This window comes from Pedobacter chinensis, from assembly GCF_003339865.1.
Lineage (GTDB): Bacteria > Bacteroidota > Bacteroidia > Sphingobacteriales > Sphingobacteriaceae > Pedobacter > Pedobacter chinensis.
This window is the reverse complement of record NZ_QPKV01000002.1, coordinates 444,127-469,999: the sequence shown is the minus strand read 5'-3', so window position 1 is coordinate 469,999 and position 25,873 is coordinate 444,127. Positions and strand designations below refer to the sequence as shown.

Annotated in this window: 19 protein-coding genes, 3 tRNA genes and 1 pseudogene; 10 read left to right on the top strand and 13 right to left on the bottom strand. The window is 38.9% G+C overall.

Features of this window, described 5'->3' with window-relative positions:
* The first annotated feature begins 46 nt into the window (after nt 1-46).
* From DU508_RS03285 to DU508_RS03270, 4 genes are all read left to right on the top strand, one after another.
* Nucleotides 47-133, top strand: a tRNA-Ser gene (locus DU508_RS03285).
* An 89-nt stretch (nt 134-222) separates the two neighbouring features.
* Nucleotides 223-296: transfer RNA gene (locus DU508_RS03280), tRNA-Pro, on the top strand.
* Between the two features lie 55 nt (nt 297-351).
* Nucleotides 352-425, top strand: a tRNA-Pro gene (locus DU508_RS03275).
* A 295-nt stretch (nt 426-720) separates the two neighbouring features.
* On the top strand, nt 721-924 hold the full coding sequence (locus tag DU508_RS03270) for a hypothetical protein (protein ID WP_115401405.1): 204 nt from the start codon (nt 721-723) through the stop codon (nt 922-924).
* 138 nt (nt 925-1,062) lie between these two features.
* Here DU508_RS03270 and DU508_RS03265 read toward each other — a convergent pair whose 3' ends face one another.
* Both DU508_RS03265 and DU508_RS03260 read right to left on the bottom strand, forming a co-directional pair.
* Nucleotides 1,063-1,422, bottom strand: coding sequence for a response regulator (locus DU508_RS03265; RefSeq protein ID WP_115401404.1), 360 nt, complete (start codon nt 1,420-1,422; stop codon nt 1,063-1,065).
* 576 nt (nt 1,423-1,998) lie between these two features.
* Nucleotides 1,999-2,676 carry a DUF6766 family protein gene (locus tag DU508_RS03260; protein WP_115401806.1) on the bottom strand — a complete coding sequence of 226 codons (678 nt, stop codon included), beginning with the start codon at nt 2,674-2,676 and terminating at the stop codon, nt 1,999-2,001.
* Between the two features lie 512 nt (nt 2,677-3,188).
* Here DU508_RS03260 and DU508_RS03255 point away from each other — a divergent pair.
* A complete protein-coding gene (locus DU508_RS03255; protein ID WP_115401403.1) occupies nt 3,189-3,461 on the top strand; it encodes a hypothetical protein in 273 nt (90 codons plus the stop codon).
* Nucleotides 3,462-3,469: 8 nt separating this feature from the next.
* Nucleotides 3,470-3,775, top strand: coding sequence for a GNAT family N-acetyltransferase (locus DU508_RS03250; protein WP_115401402.1), 306 nt, complete (start codon nt 3,470-3,472; stop codon nt 3,773-3,775).
* A gap of 18 nt (nt 3,776-3,793) precedes the next feature.
* Here DU508_RS03250 and DU508_RS03245 read toward each other — a convergent pair whose 3' ends face one another.
* The gene (locus DU508_RS03245; protein ID WP_115401401.1) at nt 3,794-5,536 is read right to left on the bottom strand and encodes an ABC transporter ATP-binding protein; all 1,743 of its coding nucleotides are present in this window, start codon (nt 5,534-5,536) and stop codon (nt 3,794-3,796) included.
* A gap of 655 nt (nt 5,537-6,191) precedes the next feature.
* On the opposite strand from DU508_RS03245, the gene DU508_RS03240 reads away from it, so the two are divergent.
* Together DU508_RS03240 and DU508_RS03235 are read left to right on the top strand one after the other, a co-directional pair.
* Complete coding sequence (locus DU508_RS03240) at nt 6,192-6,386, top strand: hypothetical protein (RefSeq protein ID WP_115401400.1); 195 nt, start codon at nt 6,192-6,194, stop codon at nt 6,384-6,386.
* A 2-nt stretch (nt 6,387-6,388) separates the two neighbouring features.
* Nucleotides 6,389-6,736, top strand: coding sequence for a hypothetical protein (locus tag DU508_RS03235; protein WP_115401399.1), 348 nt, complete (start codon nt 6,389-6,391; stop codon nt 6,734-6,736).
* A 576-nt stretch (nt 6,737-7,312) separates the two neighbouring features.
* Here the strand turns inward: DU508_RS03235 and DU508_RS03230 are convergent.
* The 6 genes from DU508_RS03230 to DU508_RS03205 all read right to left on the bottom strand — a co-directional run bounded on the left by DU508_RS03230 (nt 7,313) and on the right by DU508_RS03205 (nt 18,671).
* A complete protein-coding gene (locus DU508_RS03230) occupies nt 7,313-8,962 on the bottom strand; it encodes an arylsulfatase (RefSeq protein ID WP_115401398.1) in 1,650 nt (549 codons plus the stop codon).
* 23 nt (nt 8,963-8,985) lie between these two features.
* On the bottom strand, nt 8,986-10,644 hold the full coding sequence (locus tag DU508_RS03225; RefSeq protein WP_115401397.1) for an arylsulfatase: 1,659 nt from the start codon (nt 10,642-10,644) through the stop codon (nt 8,986-8,988).
* A gap of 108 nt (nt 10,645-10,752) precedes the next feature.
* Nucleotides 10,753-12,231, bottom strand: a complete 1,479-nt coding sequence (locus tag DU508_RS03220) for a RagB/SusD family nutrient uptake outer membrane protein (RefSeq protein ID WP_115401396.1) — start codon at nt 12,229-12,231, stop codon at nt 10,753-10,755.
* A 97-nt stretch (nt 12,232-12,328) separates the two neighbouring features.
* Nucleotides 12,329-15,454, bottom strand: coding sequence for a SusC/RagA family TonB-linked outer membrane protein (locus DU508_RS03215; protein WP_199562633.1), 3,126 nt, complete (start codon nt 15,452-15,454; stop codon nt 12,329-12,331).
* A gap of 153 nt (nt 15,455-15,607) precedes the next feature.
* Entirely contained in the window at nt 15,608-16,534 is a 927-nt protein-coding gene (locus DU508_RS03210) for a formylglycine-generating enzyme family protein (RefSeq protein WP_115401395.1), read from the bottom strand.
* Between the two features lie 1,618 nt (nt 16,535-18,152).
* A complete protein-coding gene (locus tag DU508_RS03205; protein WP_115401394.1) occupies nt 18,153-18,671 on the bottom strand; it encodes an RNA polymerase sigma factor in 519 nt (172 codons plus the stop codon).
* A gap of 294 nt (nt 18,672-18,965) precedes the next feature.
* On the opposite strand from DU508_RS03205, the gene DU508_RS03195 reads away from it, so the two are divergent.
* Both DU508_RS03195 and DU508_RS03190 read left to right on the top strand, forming a co-directional pair.
* Nucleotides 18,966-20,171 (top strand): PQQ-dependent sugar dehydrogenase, encoded by a 1,206-nt coding sequence (locus DU508_RS03195; RefSeq protein ID WP_115401392.1) that lies wholly within the window; start codon nt 18,966-18,968, stop codon nt 20,169-20,171.
* 2 nt (nt 20,172-20,173) lie between these two features.
* Nucleotides 20,174-21,136: an SMP-30/gluconolactonase/LRE family protein gene (locus tag DU508_RS03190; protein WP_115401391.1), complete on the top strand. Its 963-nt coding sequence runs from the start codon at nt 20,174-20,176 to the stop codon at nt 21,134-21,136.
* A 173-nt stretch (nt 21,137-21,309) separates the two neighbouring features.
* Here the strand turns inward: DU508_RS03190 and DU508_RS03185 are convergent.
* The 4 genes and pseudogenes from DU508_RS03185 to DU508_RS03170 all read right to left on the bottom strand — a co-directional run bounded on the left by DU508_RS03185 (nt 21,310) and on the right by DU508_RS03170 (nt 25,761).
* Nucleotides 21,310-23,435: pseudogene (locus DU508_RS03185) on the bottom strand (xanthine dehydrogenase family protein molybdopterin-binding subunit).
* A gap of 26 nt (nt 23,436-23,461) precedes the next feature.
* Complete coding sequence (locus tag DU508_RS03180; RefSeq protein WP_115401390.1) at nt 23,462-24,445, bottom strand: FAD binding domain-containing protein; 984 nt, start codon at nt 24,443-24,445, stop codon at nt 23,462-23,464.
* Between the two features lie 15 nt (nt 24,446-24,460).
* Nucleotides 24,461-25,243 (bottom strand): (2Fe-2S)-binding protein, encoded by a 783-nt coding sequence (locus tag DU508_RS03175; RefSeq protein ID WP_115401389.1) that lies wholly within the window; start codon nt 25,241-25,243, stop codon nt 24,461-24,463.
* 290 nt (nt 25,244-25,533) lie between these two features.
* Nucleotides 25,534-25,761, bottom strand: coding sequence for a helix-turn-helix domain-containing protein (locus DU508_RS03170; RefSeq protein WP_115401388.1), 228 nt, complete (start codon nt 25,759-25,761; stop codon nt 25,534-25,536).
* Between the last annotated feature and the right edge of the window lie 112 nt (nt 25,762-25,873).

Genomic DNA, 25,873 nt, shown 5'->3' with positions numbered 1-25,873 from the left:
TGCAGACCTCAAAACAAGGTCGGTAGGACAAAATTTTGAGTGTTGAGGTGAGGTGCCTGAGAGGCCGAAAGGAACAGTTTGCTAAACTGTCGTACTGGTAACGGTACCGCGGGTTCGAATCCCGCCCTCACCGCAAAAAAAAGTAACAAAAAAAATGGAATTATCATTTTAAAACCGTTACTTTGCAGCCCCTGGAAAAAGGGAAAAAGAAGATACCAAGTTCGGGATGTAGCGTAGCCCGGTATCGCGCCTGCTTTGGGAGCAGGAGGTCGTAGGTTCGAATCCTGCCATCCCGACAAAAAGTTCAAACCTACTTTTACAAAAAGGTTTAAAAAAAGGTGATACCAAGTTCGGGGTGTAGCGTAGCCCGGTATCGCGCCTGCTTTGGGAGCAGGAGGTCGTAGGTTCGAATCCTGCCACCCCGACAAAAAATGTTAAATTAGAAAAAAGAGGCTTTTGCCTCTTTTTTCGTTATACAGCTGTTTTTTGCAATCATAGTTGATAGGTCAGGACAAACCTGACTAATCATATGCTGAATTTCCAATTGCATGTGTACGCATTGACCTTGCAGTAATGATTATTGATTATCAGTCTGTTCGGTATTTGAGACAAGCCTTTCCCACCGGCCTTTTTACTAATAGTCAAACGAATTGGAAAAGCATTCGCTAATTGACACAGGTCAATTTTTATGTGTATATTACCTAAGTAGTTTAAAAGATTATGAAAGTTAATGAAAATACGTCCAAAAACGATTTGGATAAAATTCAGGTGGGAGATACGATTGAAGATGATAATGGAAACAAAGGCACTGTAGCTAAAATTGACATATCCAAATACCGGAAGTTTGAGCAATATTATTTTAGAATCTTAGGAGATGGAACCATAGACATCCTTAAAAACAGATTCGTATATGCAAAAAAGTAAATACGCTCTTTCAATAGATACGTAAGCAGAATCAGGTTGCCCAGTCTGGAACTGCTTAACGCTCATAGATAGATCTAGCAGGGGAGAGCAAACCTTATGTGTTTAGTTTATTCTTACTTAAGATGACGAATACTGGAGCTAACAGGTTATTTTTTCAATAAGCTCATCAATAGCATAGGGCTTGCCAACGTAGTTGTCGAAATTTGAAAATATCGGATTATTGAATTCATTATCGTCATTAACTGCAGCACTAAATAATAATACCTTGATGCCTGCGATAGAAGGATTGGCCTTAATTTGATCACATATTTTCCTGCCGTTGTGTAAGCCAATATTGAAGTCCATTAAGATTGTATCGGGTTTGAAGGTTTCAATTTGTTCGAAGATATGTTCTGCATCCGGTAATGCCAGTACTTCAAAATCGTACATTTCCAATACGATTTGTGTCGCTTCCATTACTGATGCCTCATCCTCAACCAACATTATTTTTTTTATCATAGATAGTTTAGGTAAGAATCATAAACAAGATTATTTCCGCTCTGAGATGCTCATCGCAAGAAAAAAGGATACCGAACAGATACCCTTATTGCCTGTATGAGCATTTATGTTTCTTAACATATCAAAGTATGCATAAACACTATTCCCGTGAAATGGTTTTCAATTTATAGACGATGCTCTAAAAAAGGGTAGGCCTAAACCTAACCTACCCCAAACCAAACTAAACTTAAAAGTTTTATGCTTCCATAGATAGATGGAAAAGATCATATATAAGTGGTTTTCGTTACAATCTGATTGATCCGGCTTGTACGAATGTTTTTTACCCTTTTATTATTAACTAAACTTTTAATTGTGACTAATATAATGCTTATTTCAATTATATTTGTGTAGTATTTAAGTTACAAATCAAATATTGAAATAAGCAAATAATGCGATCCTAAATCATCAGAGAGAGCTAAAATGTGTTCTGAATAAGTTTAATCAACAAATCTGGCGTTATGTAATACTTTGTTTACTGCTATTGTTTTTAGCTATTTGTATTGATTATCATACATAAATTATCTTTATTTAGAGAGATTATTTTCCTGTTTCCATATGGGGTGCATCAACTGGTTTCGATTCTGGAGACCCTTTCTGACGAAGAAAGATAGTCAGGATCACTATAGATGCCACAGATAGAAATTCACTTTGCCAGTTTTGAAAAGTTTCAAACCAAAAGTTGGCCTGGCCAAGATACGCTGGCATGCTGTCTGTTGGTTTGCCCATTAAAGTTTGCTCTATATTATGGTCCTGCCAGCTGCCATAAAAATGTAATGCCCAGCTGATAAGGAACAGTAAACCAAAAGCAATGGAAAGGGAATGGCTGTAGATTTTCAAGATCCATCCGCCTTTTTTTACTGGCCACGGAGCATCCTTTGATGGTACCGGAATCCTGTCAACATCTTCTTCTTCATCAAGTTTTTTTGATTCAGCTGAACCGATCTGGCGAAGGTTAATGGTTAGTACAACATATAATGCCATTTGCAGGAACTCACTTTCAAAATTCTCAAAAGTGGCTGAGATAAAATGACCTGAAATGAGGTAAGTACTTAAGGAGAGTGCTGGTGAACCGAGATCGGACAGTTCACTATTATGAGTATTCCATCCTGTTAAGGCCTGAGCCATAAGGGTTATTAAAAAAATAGTGATAAAAAATACCGATAATCCGTTTCGGTAGAGCCAGTTTTTTTTTGATTTGTTCGTCTTGCGTTCCATAGGTGCTTTTTTATTGATGGGTTCTAAATATTCCTGTAACAATTTAGTGCATCGGCTCAGGGTTTCTGAAACGATGGTTTCATGCAATTCTAAAAATTCATTCGTTTCGAGAGAGGGGAGTTTGCCTTCGTATAATGCATCAATTTTATTGAATTATTTGCCATCTTATTATGAAGATCGAGATTTACTTTTAAAAGAAGAAAGTTTATAGGATTAATAATTTTAAAAACGGCATTCATTCAATGTTAAAGTTTTTGCTACCAAATCCGGGACAAGAATTGATCTTATCGAAAGGGAGAAAGTAACCTGGAAAAACCCCAATGAAAAGTACATCAACGCATTATAGACGTGTACGATGATAAAGCAGCCTTTTTACACGTAAACAAGTACAAATGTTAACTCTGAGCGTTTGCACATCCTGTTTTGGTAAATGAATTGCTGAAACTTCCGTTCCAATAATATTTTCTCAAACTTTAACTTTCCGGACTTGTTATCCATTTAAATAAAAAATTATGGCAACTACAGATAAAAGTGATTCGAAACTTGAAAACGGAAATGAAAGAAAAGATCAGGAGCAATTAAACCAGCAGGCCCTTGGAAATACAGATATAACACAGCATCCTGAAAAAAACAATAATGATATTTTAAATGTGCCCAAATCGTCAGGAACGGGTTCTAATCTCCCATCGGCAGCACCAGATTCGCTTATTGTTCACGAAGACGAAGAGGGAGATGCGCGTTACGAAAAGGGAAGCGAAGCAGAGGAGAACTCAGATCATGAATAATAATTGATATGATTGAAGTAAGATTTGAAAACAATATAGCACCTGTCGCTTTTAATCTTTATGATGGTGGCAGTAAGATTGGAGAAATGATTGTGGAAATAACTGATGGAAATCTTAAGGTTTACCATACCGAAATCGATGAAAATCAGGAAGGAAAAGGTTATGCAAAAAAACTGATGGATGCCATGATCAACCATTGCCGAACGGAAAGTTTAAAAGTTATTCCACTATGTACTTATGTCGCTTTGCAATTTAAAAGACATCCTGATGTTTATAATGACATTTGGAACAAGGACATTAAACCGTCATTTTGAATGCTGATGTAAAGCACTTTAACGCCGCTCGCCAATCTGTTGCCTCCACATCGAATAATATAAGCCCTTGAGTTCCAGAAGTTCATCATGGGTTCCCGATTCTGATACCCGACCTCTTTCAAGTACGTAAATGGTATCTGCATGCATGATTGTGGATAGCCGGTGTGCAATCAGAATGGTCATTTGTTCTCTCCGGTCTGATATTTCCCTGATGGTATCTGATATTTCTTCTTCGGTAAGGGAATCAAGTGCCGAGGTAGCCTCATCAAAAATCAGTAAACGCGGATGACGTAATAATGCTCTTGCAATCGACAAGCGTTGCTTTTCTCCGCCGGATAGTTTCATTCCATTTTCGCCAAGGATAGTATCGAGTCCATGTGAAGCCCTCTCAATCAAGCCTGTAGCTGAGGCTTTCTGAAGTGCTTGTTCAATCTCCAGTTCACTTGCAGTGGGATTCACGAATAACATATTATCCCGAATAGAGCCCGCATAAAGCTGGGTATCCTGCGTAACGAATCCGATTTGTCTGCGTAAAGGGTTATACCGAATGCTTTTGGAGCTGATGCCATTAAACAACAGATCTCCTTCTACCGGAAGATAAAGGCCCACCAAAAGTTTAACCAATGTCGACTTTCCTGAGCCAGAAGGCCCCACAAACGCCGCAGTTTGTCCTGTATTAATTTTAAATGAGATATTATCAATGGCATTGTAATTTGCCGTTTTGTGTCGGAAAACCACATTTACGAATTCCAGCTTTTCTAATTTTCCAAGTTCAATGGAGTGATCTGGCCTGGTTTCTACCGGCTTGTTCATGAGCTTGTCAAAGGTTTTCAATGAAGCATCGGCTTCTCTGTAAAGAATGATCATGTTTCCAAGATCCTGAAGCGGTGTGAATATGGCGGTGGAAATGAATTGCATGGCAATAAGTTCTCCTGTAGAGAGCACTTTACGAAAAATGAGCCAAAGCAGAATGAATAGTACAGACTGCTTGAGCAGATTGAGCATATTTCCTTGTAAAAAGGAGAGCATGCTTACCTTTTTTGCTTTCAGCATTTCCAGGTCAAAAATTTTGAGAGTTTGAATATTAAGCCTGCGGATCTCTGAGAAGGTTAATCCCAAGCTTTTAACCAGTTCGATGTTACGCAGGCTTTCAGTGATTACACCGGCCTGACTATCCGCCTGTCGGTTTATGGAACGTTGTATGCCTTTGATTTTTTTAGAAATTAATCCGGTTAGAGATCCAAGCAATACAACTCCAATAAAAAAAACCGGAACCAGTAACCAGTTTTTGTTTATGCTGTACCAGAGCAGGAAACCTATGCCCACTGTAGAGGAAAAGAGAATATTAATAAATGCGTTGATAAACCTTTCTGCATCGGTTTTTACTTTTTGGAGTATTGAAAGTGTTGTTCCACTCCGGCTTTCCTCGAATTCCTGAAAAGAAAGTCGCAGAGTCTGTTTCAGTCCATCATTGAAAATGCTCATGCCAAATCTGGCCACTGCTTTTCTTGTGGTAAATTCCTGGATGGCTTTGCAGAGTTTAGCCACAACAGCGATTCCCAAAGCCAGAAACAGCCAATAAGTTACCTCGATAATGAGTTGCCGTTCGCCCAAATTATTTTTATTGGTAGAATATTCATCAATAATCCGCCCGAAAATAACAGGATCCAGCAAATTAAGTAATTGTGCTATTGCAGCTAGGCTTAACGACAGGATGATCAATAGACGGTGTGGTTGAAGATATTTCCAAAGTATGCTCATAAATCAATTAAAAGGATATGTTCAATTTTAAACATATCGGAGATTCAATGGTTTTAAATCTTATCAGTACAATTGCTGGGCTTGATCAATATTGCTTTTAAAGAATACCACAAATTTTATTTTGGCACCAATGGAACCACAGATTTTAACTTTGCTTATAAGGCGGTAGCAAGCACTTTTACAATATTTTAAAGTTTGGTATGAATGGCAGGAAATCTGAAAAATTATATACCGGGGGAATGGGTTTCGCACAGAAATCAGTCCATTCAGGAAGATTCCATTCATCCTGAAATCAGTTCATAATATGTTTACCAGGGAAGCTGGGATTACTTTAACCTTCTTCATCGATTCGAATTACCTTGTCATTCAAATTAAATAAATGGCTTTCGGTTCAGGGCTGTACATTATTGTATTCTTTACCAGTCAGAACAGCAGAATAGGTCCTTTTGGTTTGTCACAGGAAAACATCAGGATTTTTCTTTTCTCGATCCAAGATATTCAGGCTGGATCGGCTGGAGCCAGAGCATCAACATGCTTAGTCATCTGATGGAGTCAACTGGCAGTAGTTACAGAGCCGTCAGTTGTATTTAACCTCAAAAAGCACAAAACCTTTAACTGGTTTATTTGGTTATTAATCAAAATAATAATTAAAGCTATGAACGAGATTAATCAAGATCCAAAGGATAAAAAGAATTGGGATGATCAGGACGAGAATCACAAAAAATCAGGCTATGAGGATGAAAAAACGGAAGATAATGATGTACAGGAAGGATTGACCGGTGAAACTGACGACGAAGAGGATGTTTCTGGAGATTTGGCTGGCAATGCTGCAGGTAATCCCGAAGACTGATAATGAAAGTTTCTTATACTCTTGGACAAGTGTTAGAAAAATTTGTAAGAAATGATCCAAGAGGTGTTTCTGGTATCGCTCAACAGCTCAAAATCAGCAGGAGAACACTGTACAATTGGTTTCTGAAAGATGATTTGACACAAAGCCAGCTTGATCAATTGCAAGTTGGCTTAGGGGTGCGGTTGTGCACAAAAAGAAATGGTGCAATGCCCTCGATTAAAAATGTTCGCCAGTTAAAAACACTTAATAAAACTTTTGTTGTAAATGATTCTGTAATCATCTGGAAGCAAAAATATATTGATTTACTTGAGAAATACAACTACTATTTATTGAATAAATCCTTTAAATAAATAGCATAAGATAGCCAGAGCAAGTATTTACTTACTTAATCATTATGCTGTAAAGGATATTGGCCTGAGGTCATTCATTAGTATGAGCATTAGCTTTGGCTATCACGACCCTGGCTAACTCTGTTAATAATGCTCCAGGCAAATATAATCCATACACAAATTACGGTACTTATTCCTAATTCGATATCGGCAATTTTACCAGAAAATAATAGTGCAGTAGCAGATATCAGACAAGAAAATAAGAAAAATAGGATATTTTTCATAACAATCTGATTTAGTTGCTGTTAATTGCTTTCAAGATAGCTAAAATTTTTAATATTTTTAAATTATTTCGGAGATATTTAATTAATAATCAGATTTTATTTGTTTTTAGTCATAGAAGTTTAAGAATTTATCTATTATGCTAATTTTACGGGATAAACTCTTTATCCCCCACCTCAAATATCCTTTCTTCAGTTTGAAATGATGCCTGCCTAAACGTAATTGCATTATCTAATTAAAAAAGCAGCAGATATAAACTACCTGCTGCTTTTTTAATAATTGATCTTTTTTCAACCTGAACTGCTGCAGTGAGTTTTAAAATCCAAAACCACCGCCAGCGGGTTCCTGAACTTTGCTTTTCCTGAAATCTTTCATAGATTGAGGCTCTTTATCTGCCAGGGTACTGAAATCAACCACGCCCGTTTTCCTTGCCCAAGCAAAATATTTAACAGATAGTTGACTAACTAATTCATGGTTTCTGGAAGCCAGGTTTTGCGTTTCTCCTCTGTCTTCGTCCAGGTTATAAAGCTCCCAGGCGTAACTTGGCCAATGCGATACCAATTTCCACTTGCCCCACCTTACAGCGCGGTTACCGGCTCTTTCCCAAAATAAAGGTTCATTGCGTTGAACAGTATCTTGCTTTCCAAATAAAACAGGCAGCAAACTTTTTCCCGGGAGTTGATTTGGTGTAACCTGATTAAACTTTTTTGGATAGGATGCACCAGCCAATTCATAAAATGTTGGTGCTAAATCAATAATGTGACCAGTTCCTTTACTAATTTGACCTGCTTTGATTTTTGATGGATACCAGGCGATAAAAGGAGAGCTGATTCCTCCCTCGTACATATAATCTTTAAAAGCTAAAAAGGGTGTGTTAGATGCATAAGACCAGTTTTTACTCTGCGATTCATAAGAACCAATCGTTCCAACAGGGCCGGTATTGCGTGTTGCGCCGTTGTGCCATTTAATCATTTCCTCAGCTGGAGCGCCATTGTCAGAGATAAAAACAATAAGCGTATTTTCATCTGCACCGCTTTTCTTTAGTTGATCCAGAACCTTGCCAATGCCCTGATCCATTCGGTCAACCATGGCGGAGAAAACCTCCATTTTAGCGGCCCATTGATGGCGCTGATCATAAGAAAGTCTGCCCCAATCATAAATGTCATCATCCTTAACCGAGAGTTTCGTGTTTTGATCAACTATACCAAGCTCCTTTTGCCTGGCAAACCGTGTTTTTCTCAATTCATCCCAACCTTTGTCGTATTTGCCCTTATACTTTGCAATATCTTCTGGTAAAGCGTGCAACGGCCAATGCGGCGCGGCATAAGCCAGATATAGAAAAAATGGTTTATCTTTTTTACTTTCTTCAATATATTTCACGGCTTGCTCGGTAACCACATCGGTTTGGTAAAATTTTCCGGCCTCTAAAGGATAGGGCTTTCCATCCTGGAAATAGGGTTGTTTCTTCCCGCCATTATAATCGCCCTGATCAAAATAGCTGCCATTATTAGCCATCAAACTTTTATCAAAGCCCCTTTGCCAGGGAAAACTTTGCTGATTGCCTGAAACATGCCACTTACCAGATAGCAGGGTAGTGTAACCACTGTTTTTAAGTACTTCTGCCAGGGTTAATGATTCTTTGTTCAAGTATCCCTGATAAGCGGGTAGTCCTAAATCATTAGCAAAATAACCAACACCAGCTTTATGTTGATATTGCCCCGTTAACAAAGAAGCTCTTGTTGGTGCGCATATGGAGTTATTGTAAAACTCTTTTAACCGAATGCCCTTATTTGCCAGTTTATCCAAATTTGGTGTTTGAATTTCAGAGCCATAAGCGCCTAAATCGGAATAACCCAAATCATCAGCCAGAATAAGGATAATATTTGGTTGTTGTTTCTTTTGAGCCTGCAGGTTGATAGCATTTAATGCCATCAAGGCAAACAATGTTAAAAATGATTTTTTCATTTGTAAAAATTTATTTTCATGATTTAGTTCAACCTTGCACCACTGCCTTGATTTTGTCCACTTCGGATAACCGGTGTTGTTGGTTTAGGTTTTAAAAGTTCATAGTCAACCACATCGTTTTTCCTGGCCCACTCATTGTATTCCGATTTCAGCTTCTCCACAATTTCAGGATGTAATGCAGCAAGATTATTATTTTCAGCTCTGTCTGCTTCAATATCGTACAATTCATATTTACCTCCTGATGCAGCTATGGAAACCAATTTCCATTTTCCATTGCGAATGGCTTTATTCCCACCACGTTCCCAACCCAATGGTTCTTTTCTTTGCACTTCATTTGCGTTTCCTGTTAATAACGGCAACAGGCTTTGTCCGGCGAGTGGATTGATTTTAGTGCCATTAAATTCTACCGGATATTTTACACCCGCTAATTCGTAAAATGTCGGCGCTAAATCAATGATGTGTCCGGTGCCCTTTTTAATGGTACCCGCCTTAATTTTGCCGGGAAACCAGGCAATAAATGGTGCACTGATACCGCCTTCGTATGGTGTTGCTTTATAATTTCGTAATGGAGAGTTGCCAGTTTGCGACCAGTTGCTGTTTTGCACTTCATAAGAACCAGGAGCACCAACCGTTTCAGTGGTGCGTTGTGTGTAAAGCCTTAGGTTATTTCCACCTTGTGCGCCGTTATCAGAAATGAAAATGATAAGGGTATTGTCATCCTTTTTAAGTTCTTTGAGTTTCGAGCGTATTTTACCAATCCCCTGATCAACATGATCGATCATTGCAGCAAAAACAGCCTGGCGAAGTTGCCAGTATTGTTGCTCATCATAACTTAATTTATTCCAGGGTTTAACCTGTTCATCGTGTTGGGCAATTTTCTGGTCAGGGGAAATTACACCTGCTTTGATTGCATTTTCGTAACGTTGTTTACGTAAAGAATCCCAACCGATTTTATAAGTTTCCTTATACTTTTCAATATCGGCTGGTAAAGCTTGCAGCGGCCAGTGTGGTGCATTGAAAGCTAAATACAGAAAAAATGGCTTTTTCTCTTTGTCCTGATCTGTAATGAATTCCAGGGCATTGTTTGTAATCTCATCAGTAAGGTATTTTCCAGGTTCAAGGTACAAGGGCTTATTGTTTTTGATGAGCGGAACAGTTGGGTTTTGCTGATCTCCAATTTCATAATAATTGCTTGCACCGCCGATAAAACCAAAGAATTTATCAAAACCGCGTTGATTTGGCCATTGATCCTGATCATCACCTACATGCCATTTACCCGACATTAATGTGGAGTAACCTCCATTTCGAAGCACTTCTGCAAGGGTTAAACTTTCTTTATTCAGGAAGCCCTGATAAGCAGGTAAGCCTAAATTTACATTGAAATAACCTACGCCAGCTTTGTGCTGGTATTGACCGGTTAACACTGATGCACGAGTTGGTGCGCAAATGGAATTGTTGTAAAACTCCTTCAGTTTTAATCCGCTTTGAGCAAGTTCGTTTAAGTTTGGGGTTTGAATTTCATTCGCACCATAAGGGCCCGTATCAGAAAAGCCTAAATCATCAACAAGAATGAGAATGATATTTGGTTTTTTCTGTTGTGCAAAGCTTGCTGAAAAGGTTAAACCCAATCCAAGACTTAACATGGCTGTTTTAAATACTGAATGTTTGATTGATTTTTTCATCCGTATAATTTGTTTAGGTAATGAGGCTATCAGGATTTTGTTTATGTACTGGTAATTCTGAAAATCATGATGGATTCATCTGGTAAGCATTAAGGTTTATATTTCTGGTTAATAGCCAACCCAATCCGGATGTTGTTTCAGTTTTGGATTCAGGCTGATTTCTCTTGCTGGCGTAGGAAAATGGATATGACGTTTTGCCGCGAGCGTTTTACCGGAGGCTTTAAGCGTTGCGATATAATAATCGGCACCCCTTCTGGCCAGATCAAACCAACGTTGATATTCGTAAACCAGTTCTTTTCTACGCTCCAGGAATACGGCCTCTCTAAAATCGCTCTCGTTCAAGGCTGGGGAAATATCAGAAAGTTTGGCAATGTGCGCTCTTTGACGAACCAAATCAATAGCTGCATAAACATCAGCATTAGGTCCGTGATTTAGTTCATTCAATGCCTCAGCATAAATTAACAGCACTTCAGCATAACGAATAATGGGAAGATTTTTAGAAGATTGGCTTTGATTTCCTATAACAGCAGGGTCGTAATATTTATTGAATTGTGGCGCAAAGGTGTATAACTTGCCATCGGTCGGACTAATCAGCTGGGTAACGAAGGTCACTTCTTTGCGGGTATCTTCATTTGAATAAGTGTTGTAAAGTCCGCCGGCAGTATGGAGTGCATCGGCATAATCGCCATTAATTCCCGGAACATCGGCTGATGCTGATCTGCTGGCCAGACTGTTTCCCTGATAACCCGAATTACCCTGAAACTGTGCGGAGAATATATGTTCCTTACCATTTTTGGTGGCCACATTAAATACATCGGCAAAATTTTCAAATAAACTGTACCATTTGCTATCAATCACTTCCTTGCTTTTTGCTGCGGCGTTGGCCCAATCCTTCTGTGTAAGGTATACTTTTGACAAAAGACTTTTTGATGCGCCGGAAGTTGCACGACCAATATCTTTAGTATTTTGTGCTGTAGGGCTTGGCAGTGCCTCTGCATCTTTTAAATCTTTAATGATTTGCTCATAAATGTCAGCTTCGGGAGATTTTGCCACATATATACTTTCAGGATCCAGGCTTGTCGTTTCTTTTAATACCAATGGTACATCGCCAAACCATCTGACCAGGTTAAAGTAGTGCAGTGCCCTTAAGAATTTGGCTTCATTAATCAGTTGTGCCCTGACCTGAACACTAATTTTATCAGCATCGATCAACGCGATTTTTTCAATGGCGATGTTTGAAACATTAATGGCATCATAACTCTGTTTCCAAAGCTGTTCCATTCTATCGTTTGATGAATCATGTGTTAAACCTGAAATAGCCCTAACATGTGCATTTCTGGCCCTTGGTCCAGCTTCATAATCATCAGTCGCCATTTCAACTCCTATTTGAAACAAACTGTTGTAAAGCGATTGGCCGCTTTCATAAAGTTTTCTATATGCGGCAGTTATGGCAGCAGTAGCTTGCGATTCGTTTTGGTAAAATTCACTTGTTACCAGTAAAGCATCCGGCTTTTCATCAAGTTTACTGCAGCTCGAAAAAGTGAGTAAACCGACAGCGAAAACGAATAATATTTTATTTTTTTTCATCCTTATAAATTTGTTTTTAATTGTGATGAAGCTATCATGATTTTAATTATTCCTCTGTTGACTTTTGCAAAATCATGATGGTTCATATCTAATCAGGTTATAAAGTAATTTTTACACCGGCGTAAAATGCTCTTGAAACAGGATATATACCAGAATCTGTTCCTGGTGAAACATTGCTTCCAGAGGTAATTTCAGGGTCGAAACCGGTATACTTTGTCCAGGTTAAAAGATTTTGTCCGCTTAGGTACAAATAGATATTGTTAATTTTGGCTTTTTGGGTAAATGCTCTGGGTAGGGTATAGCCTAAATTCACATTCTTAACCCGCAGGAAAGAGCCATCTTCAATAAACCTATCGGAAAATACTGGTGCTGGATCAAGCTTTGCTCTTGGTATCGTTTGACTGGGGTTCGTCGGTGTCCATCTATCCAATGCAGATGATGATGCATTTTGCTGACCTGTAAAAAGCTCGAGTGTTTGCTTGTTGGCATTCAGTATCTGGTTACCATAAGAACCCTGAAGAAATATGGAAAGATCGATGCCCCGCCATTCAAACGTATTGGTAATACCAAAAATAAAATCGGGCTGTGCATTTCCAATAATGGTTCTATCCAGGGCAGTGGTAAATGTTCCGTCGCCATTGAGGTCTTTGTATAATCTATCACCTGCTTTAGGTACAGCACTTCCCGTGTATTTTCCTTTTGTACTTTCTTCACCAGGCTGCAAAATACCATCGGTAACTGTTCCATAAAAACTACCTAATGGTTCTCCAACACGAATAATATAATTTCCGGTAATGTAAGAAGCGGCTCCATTTCCAATGGTTAATACCTTATTTCTGTTTACAGAGAAGTTAAGATTGGTATTCCAGGTAAAGCCATCCGTTAAATTTCTTGTATTTAAGCCGATTTCAAAACCTTTGTTGCTAACCGATCCAAAATTTTGCAGAACTGAAGCCTGGCCTGTTGTCCAGGGTAATTCTACATTCAATAATAAATCGGTGGTTTTTTTGTAGTAACCATCCAGTGTTAGCTGAACCCGGTTGTTGAATAAACCAACATCTAAACCGGTATTATACTGATAGGTGGTTTCCCAGCTTAATTTATCATTTGCAATTCTGTTTGGTGCAAAACCAGTGATGATGTTTCCTCCGATGATGTAAGTATAAGTACCTAACGTAGCCAAAGATTGATATTCTCCAATTTCAAGATTTCCTGTAGTACCAAAACTGGCTCTGAATTTTAAATCGCTGATGGTATTTAGCATAGGTTCGAAAAATTTCTCGCTACTTACTTTCCAGGATAGGGCAGCAGACGGGAAATACCCCCATTTGTTACCAGTGCCAAATCTTGATGAACCATCTGTTCGCAAACTTGCTGTTAAAAAGTATTTACGATCGTAATTATAATTAACGCGGCCTAAATAGGAGTGAAGGATCCACTGAGATGCATCGGATGCCGGGCGAACCAAAGTAGATCCGCTTTGGAGCGAATTATAATTTAAATCATCAAGTACGAATTTCTGCGCACCAGCATTAAATTCCTCTACTCTATACTCTTGTTGCGTAAAACCTGCAAGTATATCAAAATTATGTTTGCCAATGGTTTTATTATAGGTTATGGTGTTTTCATTTAACCAGGAATAGGAGTTGAGCGAACCTCTTGCTGCCGTTCCTCCTGTTAAGCTGCCTTCGTAAATGGTACTTGGAATATAGCTTTTTTCAATGCCGTTAGTTACATCGGTACCAAAAAGAACTTTAACATTTAAACCAGGAATAATGGAATATTCTGCAAAGGCAGTTCCTAATAAACGATTGGTGGTTGATTTATTGATCTGCTCGTTGAGCGAAGCTATCGGATTGGCAAAAATATTTTCAAATGGGTTTCGAAGGGTATAACTTCCATTGGCCTGATATACACTTGCTGTGGCGGGCATGGTAAGTAAGCCGCTGATAATACCCGATGGAGCAAGGTTTGCATCAGATTTACTGAAGTTGAGGCTTGCACTGATTTTTAACTTTTCAAAAGGATTGGCATCAATATTTGCCCTGAAATTCAATCTGCTGAAATCGGTGTTTTTTACAATTCCATCTTGTTTGAAATAATTTCCTGAAAGTAAATACCGTGTTTTTGCATTTCCTCCACTAAAGGAAAGGTTGTGATTTTGTGCATTTGCAGATCCGAAGGCCTCGTCCTGCCAGTCGGTTCCGGCACCAAGATTGTCAATTTGCGCCTGACTTAAATATTGATAGCGGCCATTTGCCGGTGTGGCATCAAAAAGTGCATCATTTCTTAAAATGGCAAAATCGCGGGCATTTAGGAGATCAATCTTTTTACGAAGGGATTGTACGCCAAAACTTCCCTCATAACTGATATTACTCCGGTCTGATTTACCTTTTTTTGTCGTTACAATTACAACGCCGTTAGCACCTCTTGATCCATAGATAGCTGTGGCTGATGCATCTTTCAAAATATCAATTGTTTCAATATCGGATGGATTAATACTTGATAATGGATTGACCAAAGCACCGCTCACTACACCAGAAGTGCTTGGGCTGTTATAAATCGGGAAACCGTCAATAACATATAAAGGTTCATTTCCACCTTGTATTGAACTTCCCCCGCGGATTCTGATACTTACACCACCGCCGGGCTGTCCTGAAGTTTGCGTAACCTGAACGCCTGCTGCTGCACCTTTCAATGCCTGATCTAACGAAGAAACGGGCTGTTTCAATGCGCTTTGCGGAATGGTAGAAATTGATCCTGTTAAATCACTTTTCTTTTGTGTGCCATAGCCAACCACAACTAAATCGTTGAGGTTATTGGCCGTTTCTTCAAGTTCAATATCAAGATGCTTGCCCGTAGCAATAACTTCTGCTTTTTTATAGCCAATATAACTTACCAAAAGTGTATAAGGGAACTTTTGGCCGGTAACGAAGTTAAATCTTCCCTGATCATCAGTGACTACCTCGTGAGTAGTACCTTGAATATGAACAATTGCTCCTGGAATTGGTAATTTATTTTTGGCATCCAATACTCTTCCTGTAAGGGTAGAATTTACCAATGGTTGCGTTTTGATTTGAGCCTGAGCATGAAAGAGATACAGACTAAAAACCAGTAGACTGGCCGTAACTTTTCTTGTTATTTTAAATCTATGCTTCAGTTTCAGAAAACTATTTTCCAGCATAGATTGAAAGGTCTTCCTGACCTTTTCATTTATTTGCATATCTTTAATGGGTTTATTTTATCGGTTGGAACAGGCGCCAACGCCAATTGATAGCCTGTTTCATTAACTTGAACCTGGGAGGGATGCAATGCATTCCTCTTTTTTATTTATTCTTTTAGTAATTTTTTTTTCGTTTTTCCTCCTTTTTTAAATCTATTTATCCTGAGCGCATCGAAAACCGAGATGCTCCATACTACTGTCTTCTGTCGTTTTCATCCTTCTTGCTACGCGATAACCAGAGCAATAACTGTCATTACATAAAAATGAACCACCTCTAACCACATGCTTTACCGCATAAGGTTCATCAGGATCTCTTGAAATGGCGGGACCTTTCGGATTATCCACCCCATTTGGTTTATTTATTGTACTATAATATTGGTAATCATAAAAGTCGGCGCACCATTCCCAAACATTTCCGGCCATGTCATATAAACCATATGCATTCGGATTAAAGGATTTTACAGGGGCACTGGCGTAAAATTTATCTGCCAAAGTGTTTTTATAAGGGAAATTACCTTGCCAGCTATTGGCTTTAGGTTTGCCTTTATTTACTGGTTCATTTCCCCAGGGATAAATGTTGTTTTTTAATCCGCCTCTTGCAGCCCATTCCCATTCAGCTTCAGTAGGTAAGCGTTTGCCCGCCCATTTGCAATAGGCCAGGGCATCTTCAAAAGAGATGTGAACTACCGGATAATTTTCCTTACCTGCAATATTACTTTTTGGTCCTTGCGGATGCTTCCAATCGGCACCTTTTTGCCAGGTCCACCATTGCGAATAATCATTTAAACTTACTTTGCCTTTTGCGGGCTTAAAAACCAATGATGCTGCGACCAAAACACTATCTGGTGGTTTGGGTGTTCCCGGCGGAACCTGGCGTTTCAGTTCTTCCCAGTTCGGTTTTCTTTCTGCGGTGGTTTGATATCCTGTTGCATTAATAAAAGCTGCAAATTGTTTGTTCGTTACTTCTGTTTGATCGATCCAGAAACCATTTACCCGAACCTTGTGTTTCGGAAATTCATCTGCTGATGCTTGTTTATTGTCGCCACCCATCATAAAATCGCCCGCGGGTATCCAAACCATATTTTTATGGTCAGCAGATTTTGAAATTTTTCGGATGTAGAATGTGATGCAGGCATGAATCTCGGTGGAATATTCGATTCACAGCAAATAGCCACATTCTTATTAAATGCATTTTTAACATTTAATGTAGCCTGTGCAGCTTGCTTTTGCTTACAAGATATTAGCGCGAATAACATAGTTATACCGAGGTAAAATTTCTTCAATTTGAAACTTTTTGATGTTAAGAAAAAAATCTTTTGAGAAAGCGATAGCCTTTAAGATTGGCTTGTATTATGTTACAACTGCCAAGATTTAACAGTTATGGTTATTTGCAACAACAATACATCATCAATAAGTGCATGGAAAAATTGTTAATTTTTTTCATGTAAGCAGAATGAGGGATGATGGTTTGGGTTGACATGATTTTATTTATTGGTGGTTATCTGAGGCAAATATAAAAATAAAACCATTAAATACAATTAAATCTATAGATTTAGTAGTTTATTGAGTAGATTTAACAAGATGTTGTGGTTTGCACAATGCATAAACGATCGTCATCCTGAATTTATCATTTGTTTTTAAGTTTTTATTGGTTTGGCATCACGCTTAAAAAATCATACATGAACGGTCGTCATCCTGAATTTATTTCAGGACCTTAATGGCATAAACGTATAGCAGGAAAGATGCTGAAACGAGTTCAGCATGACGTGGTGGTTAGGCATCACGCTTAAAACACAATACATGAACAGTCGTCATCCTGAATTTATCAAGTTCAGCATGACGTGATGGTTAGGAATCATGCTTAAAACACCATACACAAACAGCCATCATTCTGAATTTTTCGTTTTTTTTCGTTTTTATTGGTATTCAAGAGGGCTGCGCCGTTTTTTTCAGGACCTTAATAGTATTAACGCATAGCAGGAAAGATGCTGAAACGAGTTCAGCATGACGTGGTGGTTAGGCATCACGCTTAAAAAATCATACATGAACGGTCGTCATCCTGAATTTTTCATTTGTTTTTAAGTTTTTATTGGTATTCAAGAGGGCTGCGCCGTTTATTTCAGGACTTTAATAGTATTAACGCATAGCAGGAAAGATGCTGAAACAAGTTCAGCATGACGTGGTTGTTAGGCATTAAGCATAAAAAACATACATGAACGGCCGTCATCCTGAATTTTTCATTTGTTTTTAAGTTTTTATTGGTATTCAAGAGGGCTGCGCAGTTTATTCAGGACCTTAATAGTATTAACGTATAGCAGGAAAGATGCTGAAACGAGTTCAGCATGACGTGGTGGTTAGGCATCATGCTTAAAACACCATACATGAACGGTCGTCATCCTGAATTTATCAAATTCAGCATGACGTGATGGTTAGGCATCACGCTTAAAACACCATACACAAACGGCCATCATCCTGAATTTTTCGTTTTTTTTTATTGGTATTCAAGAGGGCTGCGCCGTTTATTTCAGGACTTTAATTGCATGAACGTGGAAAGATGCTGAGATAAATTTACTTCATAGCTTTCAGCTTCGCTGCAGGTCAGCAGGAAATGGTGGTTAGGTTGATTCTTACCTGCGTGAAAATGACGGCAACAAGTATGGCCTGAAAAATATTCGTGTCCATACGATGCTTAAGTCAATCATAAATGATAATTTCCCCTGTAATTTTTTAAATATTTCTTCAGTTCAATTCTGGCCTGATGGATATGAGTTTTAACCGTGCCTAATGGTATATTGAGTTGTTCAGCAATCTCATGGTATTTGTAACCTTCAAAATAACGCTGGAAAGGTATGCTATAGGCAGCAGGAATACTTTTTAACGCTTTTTCGATATCGCCCATTACAAATTTCGATTCAGAATCATTTCTGGATGAACTTTTCAATAAATATGCATTGGAAATTTCTTCTTCGGTTGTTATTAAATCCGTTCGTTTTTGATCTTTCCGATAATTGTTGATAAATGTGTTTCGCATAATCACATAAAGCCAGCCTTTGATATTCGTTCCCTCATCAAAATTATGGCAGAATCTTATTCCTTTTAATAATGTTTCCTGTACAAGATCTTTTGCCTCATCTTCGTCTCTGGTAAAACGCATAGCGTGTGAATGTAAGGAAGAGGAATGCTGATCTGCGGTTTGACTAAATTCTTTCTGATTCATTGCTATTTTCGTTTGAGGATGTTATTAAAAAATACGTTAATTATTGATTCTTTTGGTTAATGTCAGGAGATTTGATAACAGCCTATTTTAAATATGGTTTTTCAATTTTCAGCCATTTTAGCTTATAGGTAATATTTATCGTATTTATACTTGAAATAATACTTGTATCGTTCGGAAGATCCATACACTTATTAACAATATTGAAAAAGCCAGAATCATGATCCGGTTGTAGGATATCTTTATTTCTTCCAAACTTTTGCTGTTTTTTTAGTGTTAGCAAAAAAAACATCCCATATGAAAAAGATAGCATTTAATTCAATTGGCTTACTGAGCTGTTTGTTTTTCTTTGTTTCCAACGCCTTCGCACAAAAAGGGCATCCGGCAAAAACGCCCACAACGGTAAGTGTCAGCACTTTCTATCCTCAACATGAAGATTTTAATCAGCAACTGATTTCCAGGCTTAAAGTTCCCAGCGGATATAAAGTAGAAGCCGTAGCTACAGGGCTTGGCAAACCCAGGATGATGGCGGTAAATGACCAGGGCGGATTATATATTACCCGCCGGGATGTTGGTGATGTGCTTTTGCTGGAAGATAAGGATGGCGACGGAAAACTGGAAAGTTTAAAAACCGTTTGGTCAAATTTTTTGGGCGTTCATGGCATTACCATTCATGATGGTTATTTATACCTCTGTTCTGACAAAGCCCTTAAGCGAGGAAAGTTAAATCCTGATGGCTCTTTACACGACACAGTTACACTAATTTCAGATTTGCCCGAGGGAAGTCAGCATGATAACCGGGTAATTGCGTTTGGCCCGGATAATTTGCTTTACATCAGCGTAGGGTCCAGTTGCAATGATTGTGCAGAAACCAATCCTGAACATGCTACCATTCTTCAAGTACAATCCGATTTTAAAACCCGAAAAATATATGCCAGAGGTTTAAGGAATACCATTGGTTTTGACTGGCATCCTCAAACGAAAGAAATGTGGGGTGCAGATAACGGAACTGACTGGAGAAGTGATGATATGCCCCCAGAAGAACTGAACAAAATATTGCCAGATAAGGATTATGGATGGCCCCGGGTATTTGCGAAACAACAGGTAGATGAAACACGTGAAGATCCAATTGGTACAACAAAAGCTGCTTACGCGAAAACAACCGAGCCCTCAGTCATGGAATTTCCTGCACATTCGGCTCCAATCGATTTTAAGTTTTTAACGAAGGCTACTGCTTTTCCAAAAGATTTTCAGGATGATGCACTGGTTTGCTGGCATGGCTCATGGAATCGTAAGAAACCAGAAGGTTATAAAGTACAGCGAATTAAATTTGAAAACGGACAACCAACGGGAGTGGAAGATTTCTTTAGCGGATTTTTAAGTTCTGATGGTAAAACAAGATTTGGCCGTCCAGCCGGATTAGCAATATCGAATAAAGGAACGGTATATATATCTGATGATGAAAGTGGTGTAATCTATTCTGTTATCCCATTAAATAAGTAACCATGAAAAAATTAATCTATACTATCGCTGCAATGGCGATTGCTTTTTCACTAAAAGCACAAACCCCGAGAATTACCTTTAAAGTTCCCTTGCTTTATCCGGAAGGTATTGCTTATGATAATCAAACGAGGAATTTTTTTGTAAGCTCGGTTAAAACAGGTACAATTGGAAAGGTAGATCAATCAGGAAATTATACCGAATTTTATCAGGATAAAGATTTGATATCCAGTTTTGGGATGAAGGTTGATGCCAATGGCAGCAAACTTTTTGTGTGTTTAAGTGACCCTAATGCCAATTATAGCATATACAGTACCCCAAAAACTTTTAAGAAAATGGCCAGAGTGATTGCGATTGATCTTAAAAAGGGCAAAAAAGTTATGGATGTCGACTTATCAAAAGTTTATAAAGGCGATCATTTCATTAACGATCTTACTATGGACGTGGTAGGTAATCTTTTCCTTACAGATAGTTTCTCTCCTGTTATTTATAAGGTAGATGCCAGTGGAAAGGCGAGCGTGTTTGCCGAGAACGAAATGTTTGGCTCTGAAGATATTGGACTTAACGGAATTGCTTTTAATCCGGCTGGTTATTTAATTGCAGTAAACAATAGCAATGGATCTATATTGAAAATTGATGTTAAAGATCCAAAAAAAGTAACCAGGGTAAAGATAGATGCACTTTTTCCGGGTGCCGATGGGCTTTTAATCGATCAGGGCGATTTAATACTGGTACAAAATAAAAGTGTAAACAGAGTTTACCGGATTAGTAGCAGCGATAACTGGCAAACTGCGAAAATAAAAGCAGCTACTGCAGGTGAAGATCGTTTTCAGCAACCCTCAACAGCGATTATGAATAACGGACAGGTTTGGGTATTAAACTCAAAACTGAATGAACTTTCAAACCCAACACTTGTACCTTCAAAAGAGTTTTCTGTACAACAGGCCATATTTAAACCGGTAAATTAGGTATTATCTTAATGAGAATTGATTGTTATCCGGGCGATAAAATCGCCAGTTTCGTTCATCCTCATTACAAACGAGGACGATAAAGGTGGTTAAACTTACGAAGTTCTATCCACGCTAGCGGCCTGTAAAACTTCGTAAGTTGAGAAATCTTGATGCAAATTATACAATTCACACTAAAGTAATTTATCTGGTGTAATAGGCAGTGATCTGATTCTTTTTCCCGTAGCATTAAATACCGCATTGGCTACGGCAGCAGCAACGCCTACTATACCTACTTCGCCAATTCCCTTGATGCCCATTTTATTTGGAATTAAATCTTCCTCATTAATGAACATGGCATCTAAATCGCCAATATCAAGGTTTGCCGGTACATGATAATCTGCAAAAGACCTGGTGGCAAAATTTCCGTATCTGGGGTCGATGATTGATTCTTCTGTGAGCGCCATACCGATGCCCCAAACGTTTCCACCAATAATTTGTGAACGGGCTGTTTTGGGATTTAAAATCCTTCCCGCTCCGGTAACCGCTAAAAAACGCGTTACTTTTACCATTCCCGTAATGCTGTTTACCCTTACTTCGGCAAAATTTGCATTGAAGCTGTGCGATGAATATTTTTCTGCTTCAGCTGGCGCTTTCGAATCAGAACGGGTTTGAAAAACATCAATGTTTTCTGAAATCATCAACTGGTTTGCAGTGGGGCGAACAAAAAACTGTTTCCCCGACTTAGCCAATAGCTCATCAGTAATTTTGATACAAGCATCATTAACTGCATTTGCAAAACTCGATGCACCGACTGAACCCACGGAGCCGGCAGCAGGAGGGAGATCAGAATCGCCCAGATTTACCGTAATCTGATTTACAGGTAGCCTAAACCATCAGCAGCGGTTTGGGCCAATATTGTATTGGTTCCCGTGCCCAGATCTGATGCGGCAATTTCTACCGTTGCATGAACCAGGTTATTCTGACGAATGAGTTTAATGATGGCCGAACTATCTCTTTGCCTTGCCGGGTAAGTGCCACAAGCTACGCCATAACCAATCAAATCGTTCCCAATCTTATTGGTTGCTGGTTTAGCTTTTCTTTTGTCCCATCCAAATGCTTTGGCCCCTTCCTTTAAACATTTTATTGTTGTTCTTGACGACCAGGGCTTTCCATTCGATGGATCTTTTTCCGGCTCATTTTTAATCCGCAATTCGATTGGGTCCATGTTCAGTTTATAAGCAAGCTCATCCATTGCCGATTCAAGGGCAAAGCTTCCTGTAGATTTCCCTGGTCCACGAGTATAGGTAGGCAAAATGAGGTTCATGGGCACTACCCGATAGCTGATCAAGGCGTTCGGAACCTCGTACATAATTTTAGAACAATCGCCGCAAGGTTCAATATATTCATTATCCACTGCAGTGTGTGAAGTAATTTCATGGGCCAGTGCAATCAGCTTTCCATCTTTTGTTGCACCGATACTTACTTTCTGCATATTTCTTTGTCGCAAACCAACGGAATTAAACATTTGCTGACGGGTAAGTGCAAGTTTTACCGGTCGGTTAACCATTTTTGCAGCTACCGCCGTAAGTACCAGGTTTGCCCACTGGCCTCCTTTTGAGCCAAAACCGCCGCCAATGTAAGGCGATACAATCCTGACCTGTTCCGGCTTGATGTTTAGCGTTGCAGCTGCCGAAGTTTGTGCGCCATTAATAATTTGTGAACCGTTATAAAGGGTTAATTTATCGTTTTCCCAAACGGCTACTGTTGCATGCGGCTCCATTGGATGATGATGCTCAATGGGGGTTTCATATAATTCCTCTACTTTAACTTCAGCGGTGTTCATGGCCGCTTTTCCAGCGCCACGAACTAAATCTGCAAGCTCTTTTCCTTTAGGTAGTACAGCTGCAGGGGCAAGTTTTTCAAAATCAGTTTTTTCTTCGTGTTGTTCATATTCTACCCTAATTAAATGAGCAGCGGCAGTGGCTTGTTCAAAGGTTTCGGCCACCACCATTCCAATGTGTTGTCCGTGAAATACAATTTCTGGTCCTTGTAGTAAAGCCCCACCTCGTAAACCACCTTTGACATTCAGTTTGGGTGCATTTTTGTGTGTGATCACTTTCAAAACGCCAGCTGATTCCTCTGCTTCGCGAGTAGAGATTTCTTTGATCCGGCCAGCAGCTATGGTGCTTTTGAATAACACTGCATAAGCTATGTTTTTTACCGGATAATCAGTGGCATAGGTTGCTTTACCTGTGATTTTTAAAATCCCGTCAATGCGGTTAATCCCTTTGCCGATGGACTTTTTGCTATCTTCCATATTCATCATTTTGCAATTGTTTAAGATTAACCATTCAACGCCATCTCCAGTGCATTGATCAAAGTTTTTTTGCCCATTTCTATCTTAAATTGATTATGCGATAAAGCTCTTGCAGCACTCATTTCAGCTTCTGCGGCCTTTGTAAAATTGGCTAATGTAGCTGGTTTGCCTTTTAAAACCTGTTCGGCCTGAATGGCCCGCCAGGGCTTATGGGCTACACCACCCATGGCAATATGCGCAGACTGAATTATATTTCCGTTGAGATTTAAACCTGCGGCAACTGAAACCAGTGCAAAAGCATAAGAGTTTCTGTCTCTCACTTTGATATAAGCGGAGTGGGAGGCAAGGTTGTTTTTTGGAATTTCAATGGAAGTAATCAGTTCGCCATGTTTTAAACTATTATCTATTTCGGGATGATTTTCCGGAAGTATATGAAAATCTTTCATTAAGATGGACCGCTCAGAAAAGTTGGTTTGCATCACTTTTACGGTGGCATCTAAAGCTGATAAAGCAATTGCCATATCGGATGGATAAACGGCAACGCATTGTTCTGACCAACCAAAAATTGCATGCATTCTGTTAAAGCCTTCTATAGCCGAACAACCACTTCCAGGAACCCTTTTATTGCACGGCATGGAAATATCATAGAAGTAGCTGCAACGTGTACGTTGTAATAAATTTCCGCCATTGGTGGCCATGTTCCTGATTTGTGCCGAAGCCCCGGCCAAGATAGCTTTGCTCAACAATGGAAAGTCCTTTCTGACCAGAGGATGATTCGCTGTTTCTGTGTTTTTTGCCAATGCACCTAATGAAATACCTGTTGGGGTTGCCTTAATAGTCTTCAGATTCAGTTTTCCCAGATCTATAATTTCGTTTGGCAAAGCAACATGCTCTTTCATTAAATCGAGAAGATTTGTTCCTCCGCCTAAAAAGGCTGCTTCAGGATTTTTAGTGCGTATGCCAATCGCTGTATTCAGACTATCAGCTGCTGTAAACTTAAAGGGTCTCATAATTGATTGTTTAGTTTAACCTGCAAAAAGCCAATTTTGCGTAATGTTCTTTCCGCTTTGGGCTTCCTTGATTGCTGCCACAATGTTGGGATAAGCGCCACATCGGCAAATATTTCCTGACATTCGCTCTGCGATTTCTTCATCAGAAAGCAAGAGTGACTTTCCATCTTCCCTTATGTTTTTAGTGACATAACTGGCATTGCCTTCTTTAGCTTCCTTCATTAAAGCAACTGCTGAACAGATTTGGCCGGGAGTACAAAAGCCGCATTGAAAACCATCGTGTTTTAAAAACGCCGCTTGCATTGGATTTAACGCATTTTCTTTAGCCAATCCTTCAATTGTTATGACTGATTTGCCTTCGCAGGTTGCTGCCAACGTTAAACATGATAAAACACGCTGACCATCCACAATAACCGTACAGGCACCACATTGACCGTGATCGCAACCTTTTTTTGATCCTGTTAAACCGATTCGTTCACGAAGCGTATCCAATAAAGTCATTCTTGAATCAATTAATACCTTTTTAACACTTGAATTTACCTTGAAACTTACGTTAATGCCATTTTCAATGGCTTCAGGTATCAGATCAGGGATTTCATCTGTTTCAATTGCTCTGGCAAATAGCTGTTCTGCACCAATTGCATGGCTAGCCAGAAGACCAGCTGTGGCCAATCCCATCAGCTTAATAAAATGCCGCCGGTTAAAACCAGAATTGATAACTTCTTCAAGTTCTTCTGGCATGAGGTCGCCGAAGAGTTTTTGCTCTTCAGGAGTAAGTTGAGTTTTGTTTTGTTTCATGTTGCTGTTTTGAGGTTAAAACAGTTAATGTGCTGCTGATTAAGTTATTAAAACAGTGGCTTAATTTAAACAGCAGCACTGGCATATGGTTTTAGCTAATCGTATTTTGTTGCGAACTGTTTACAGCAGGTATTTATCCAGAAGAGATAGGGATTAATTATCTTAAGTCTTTTCAAATGGTAAGTATTCCTGAATAGAAGAGCTGGAATTGTGATTGAGTTATTTTATATAGATAAAGGCCAGGGAAAGCTTGGCTTAATGGTAGTGATCAAGTGCAGAATTAGTCCATGTTAAACATCCAGTATTTCGCTAACATTAACCTTCAGTTTATCGGCAATTGCTTTGATAATACTTATTGAAGCATTAGTTTCTGCCCGTTCAATTCTTCCAATTTGTCTTGTATCAAACTTTGTCAGCTCGGATAGTTTTTCCTGGGTTATTTTTTTACTATCGCGAATTTGTGCCAATCGCAATCCAACTTTCTGTAAATAACTTTGATCCTTGTACTGTTTTCCCACAGTGGAAAAGTCAAAATTTAAAATAATTAATGTTAGGACTTATTTGTCCTTTTTAAATTTATTTCTTATATTCGTTTATTATAATTATAATTGGATATTAATAAGAGTCTTG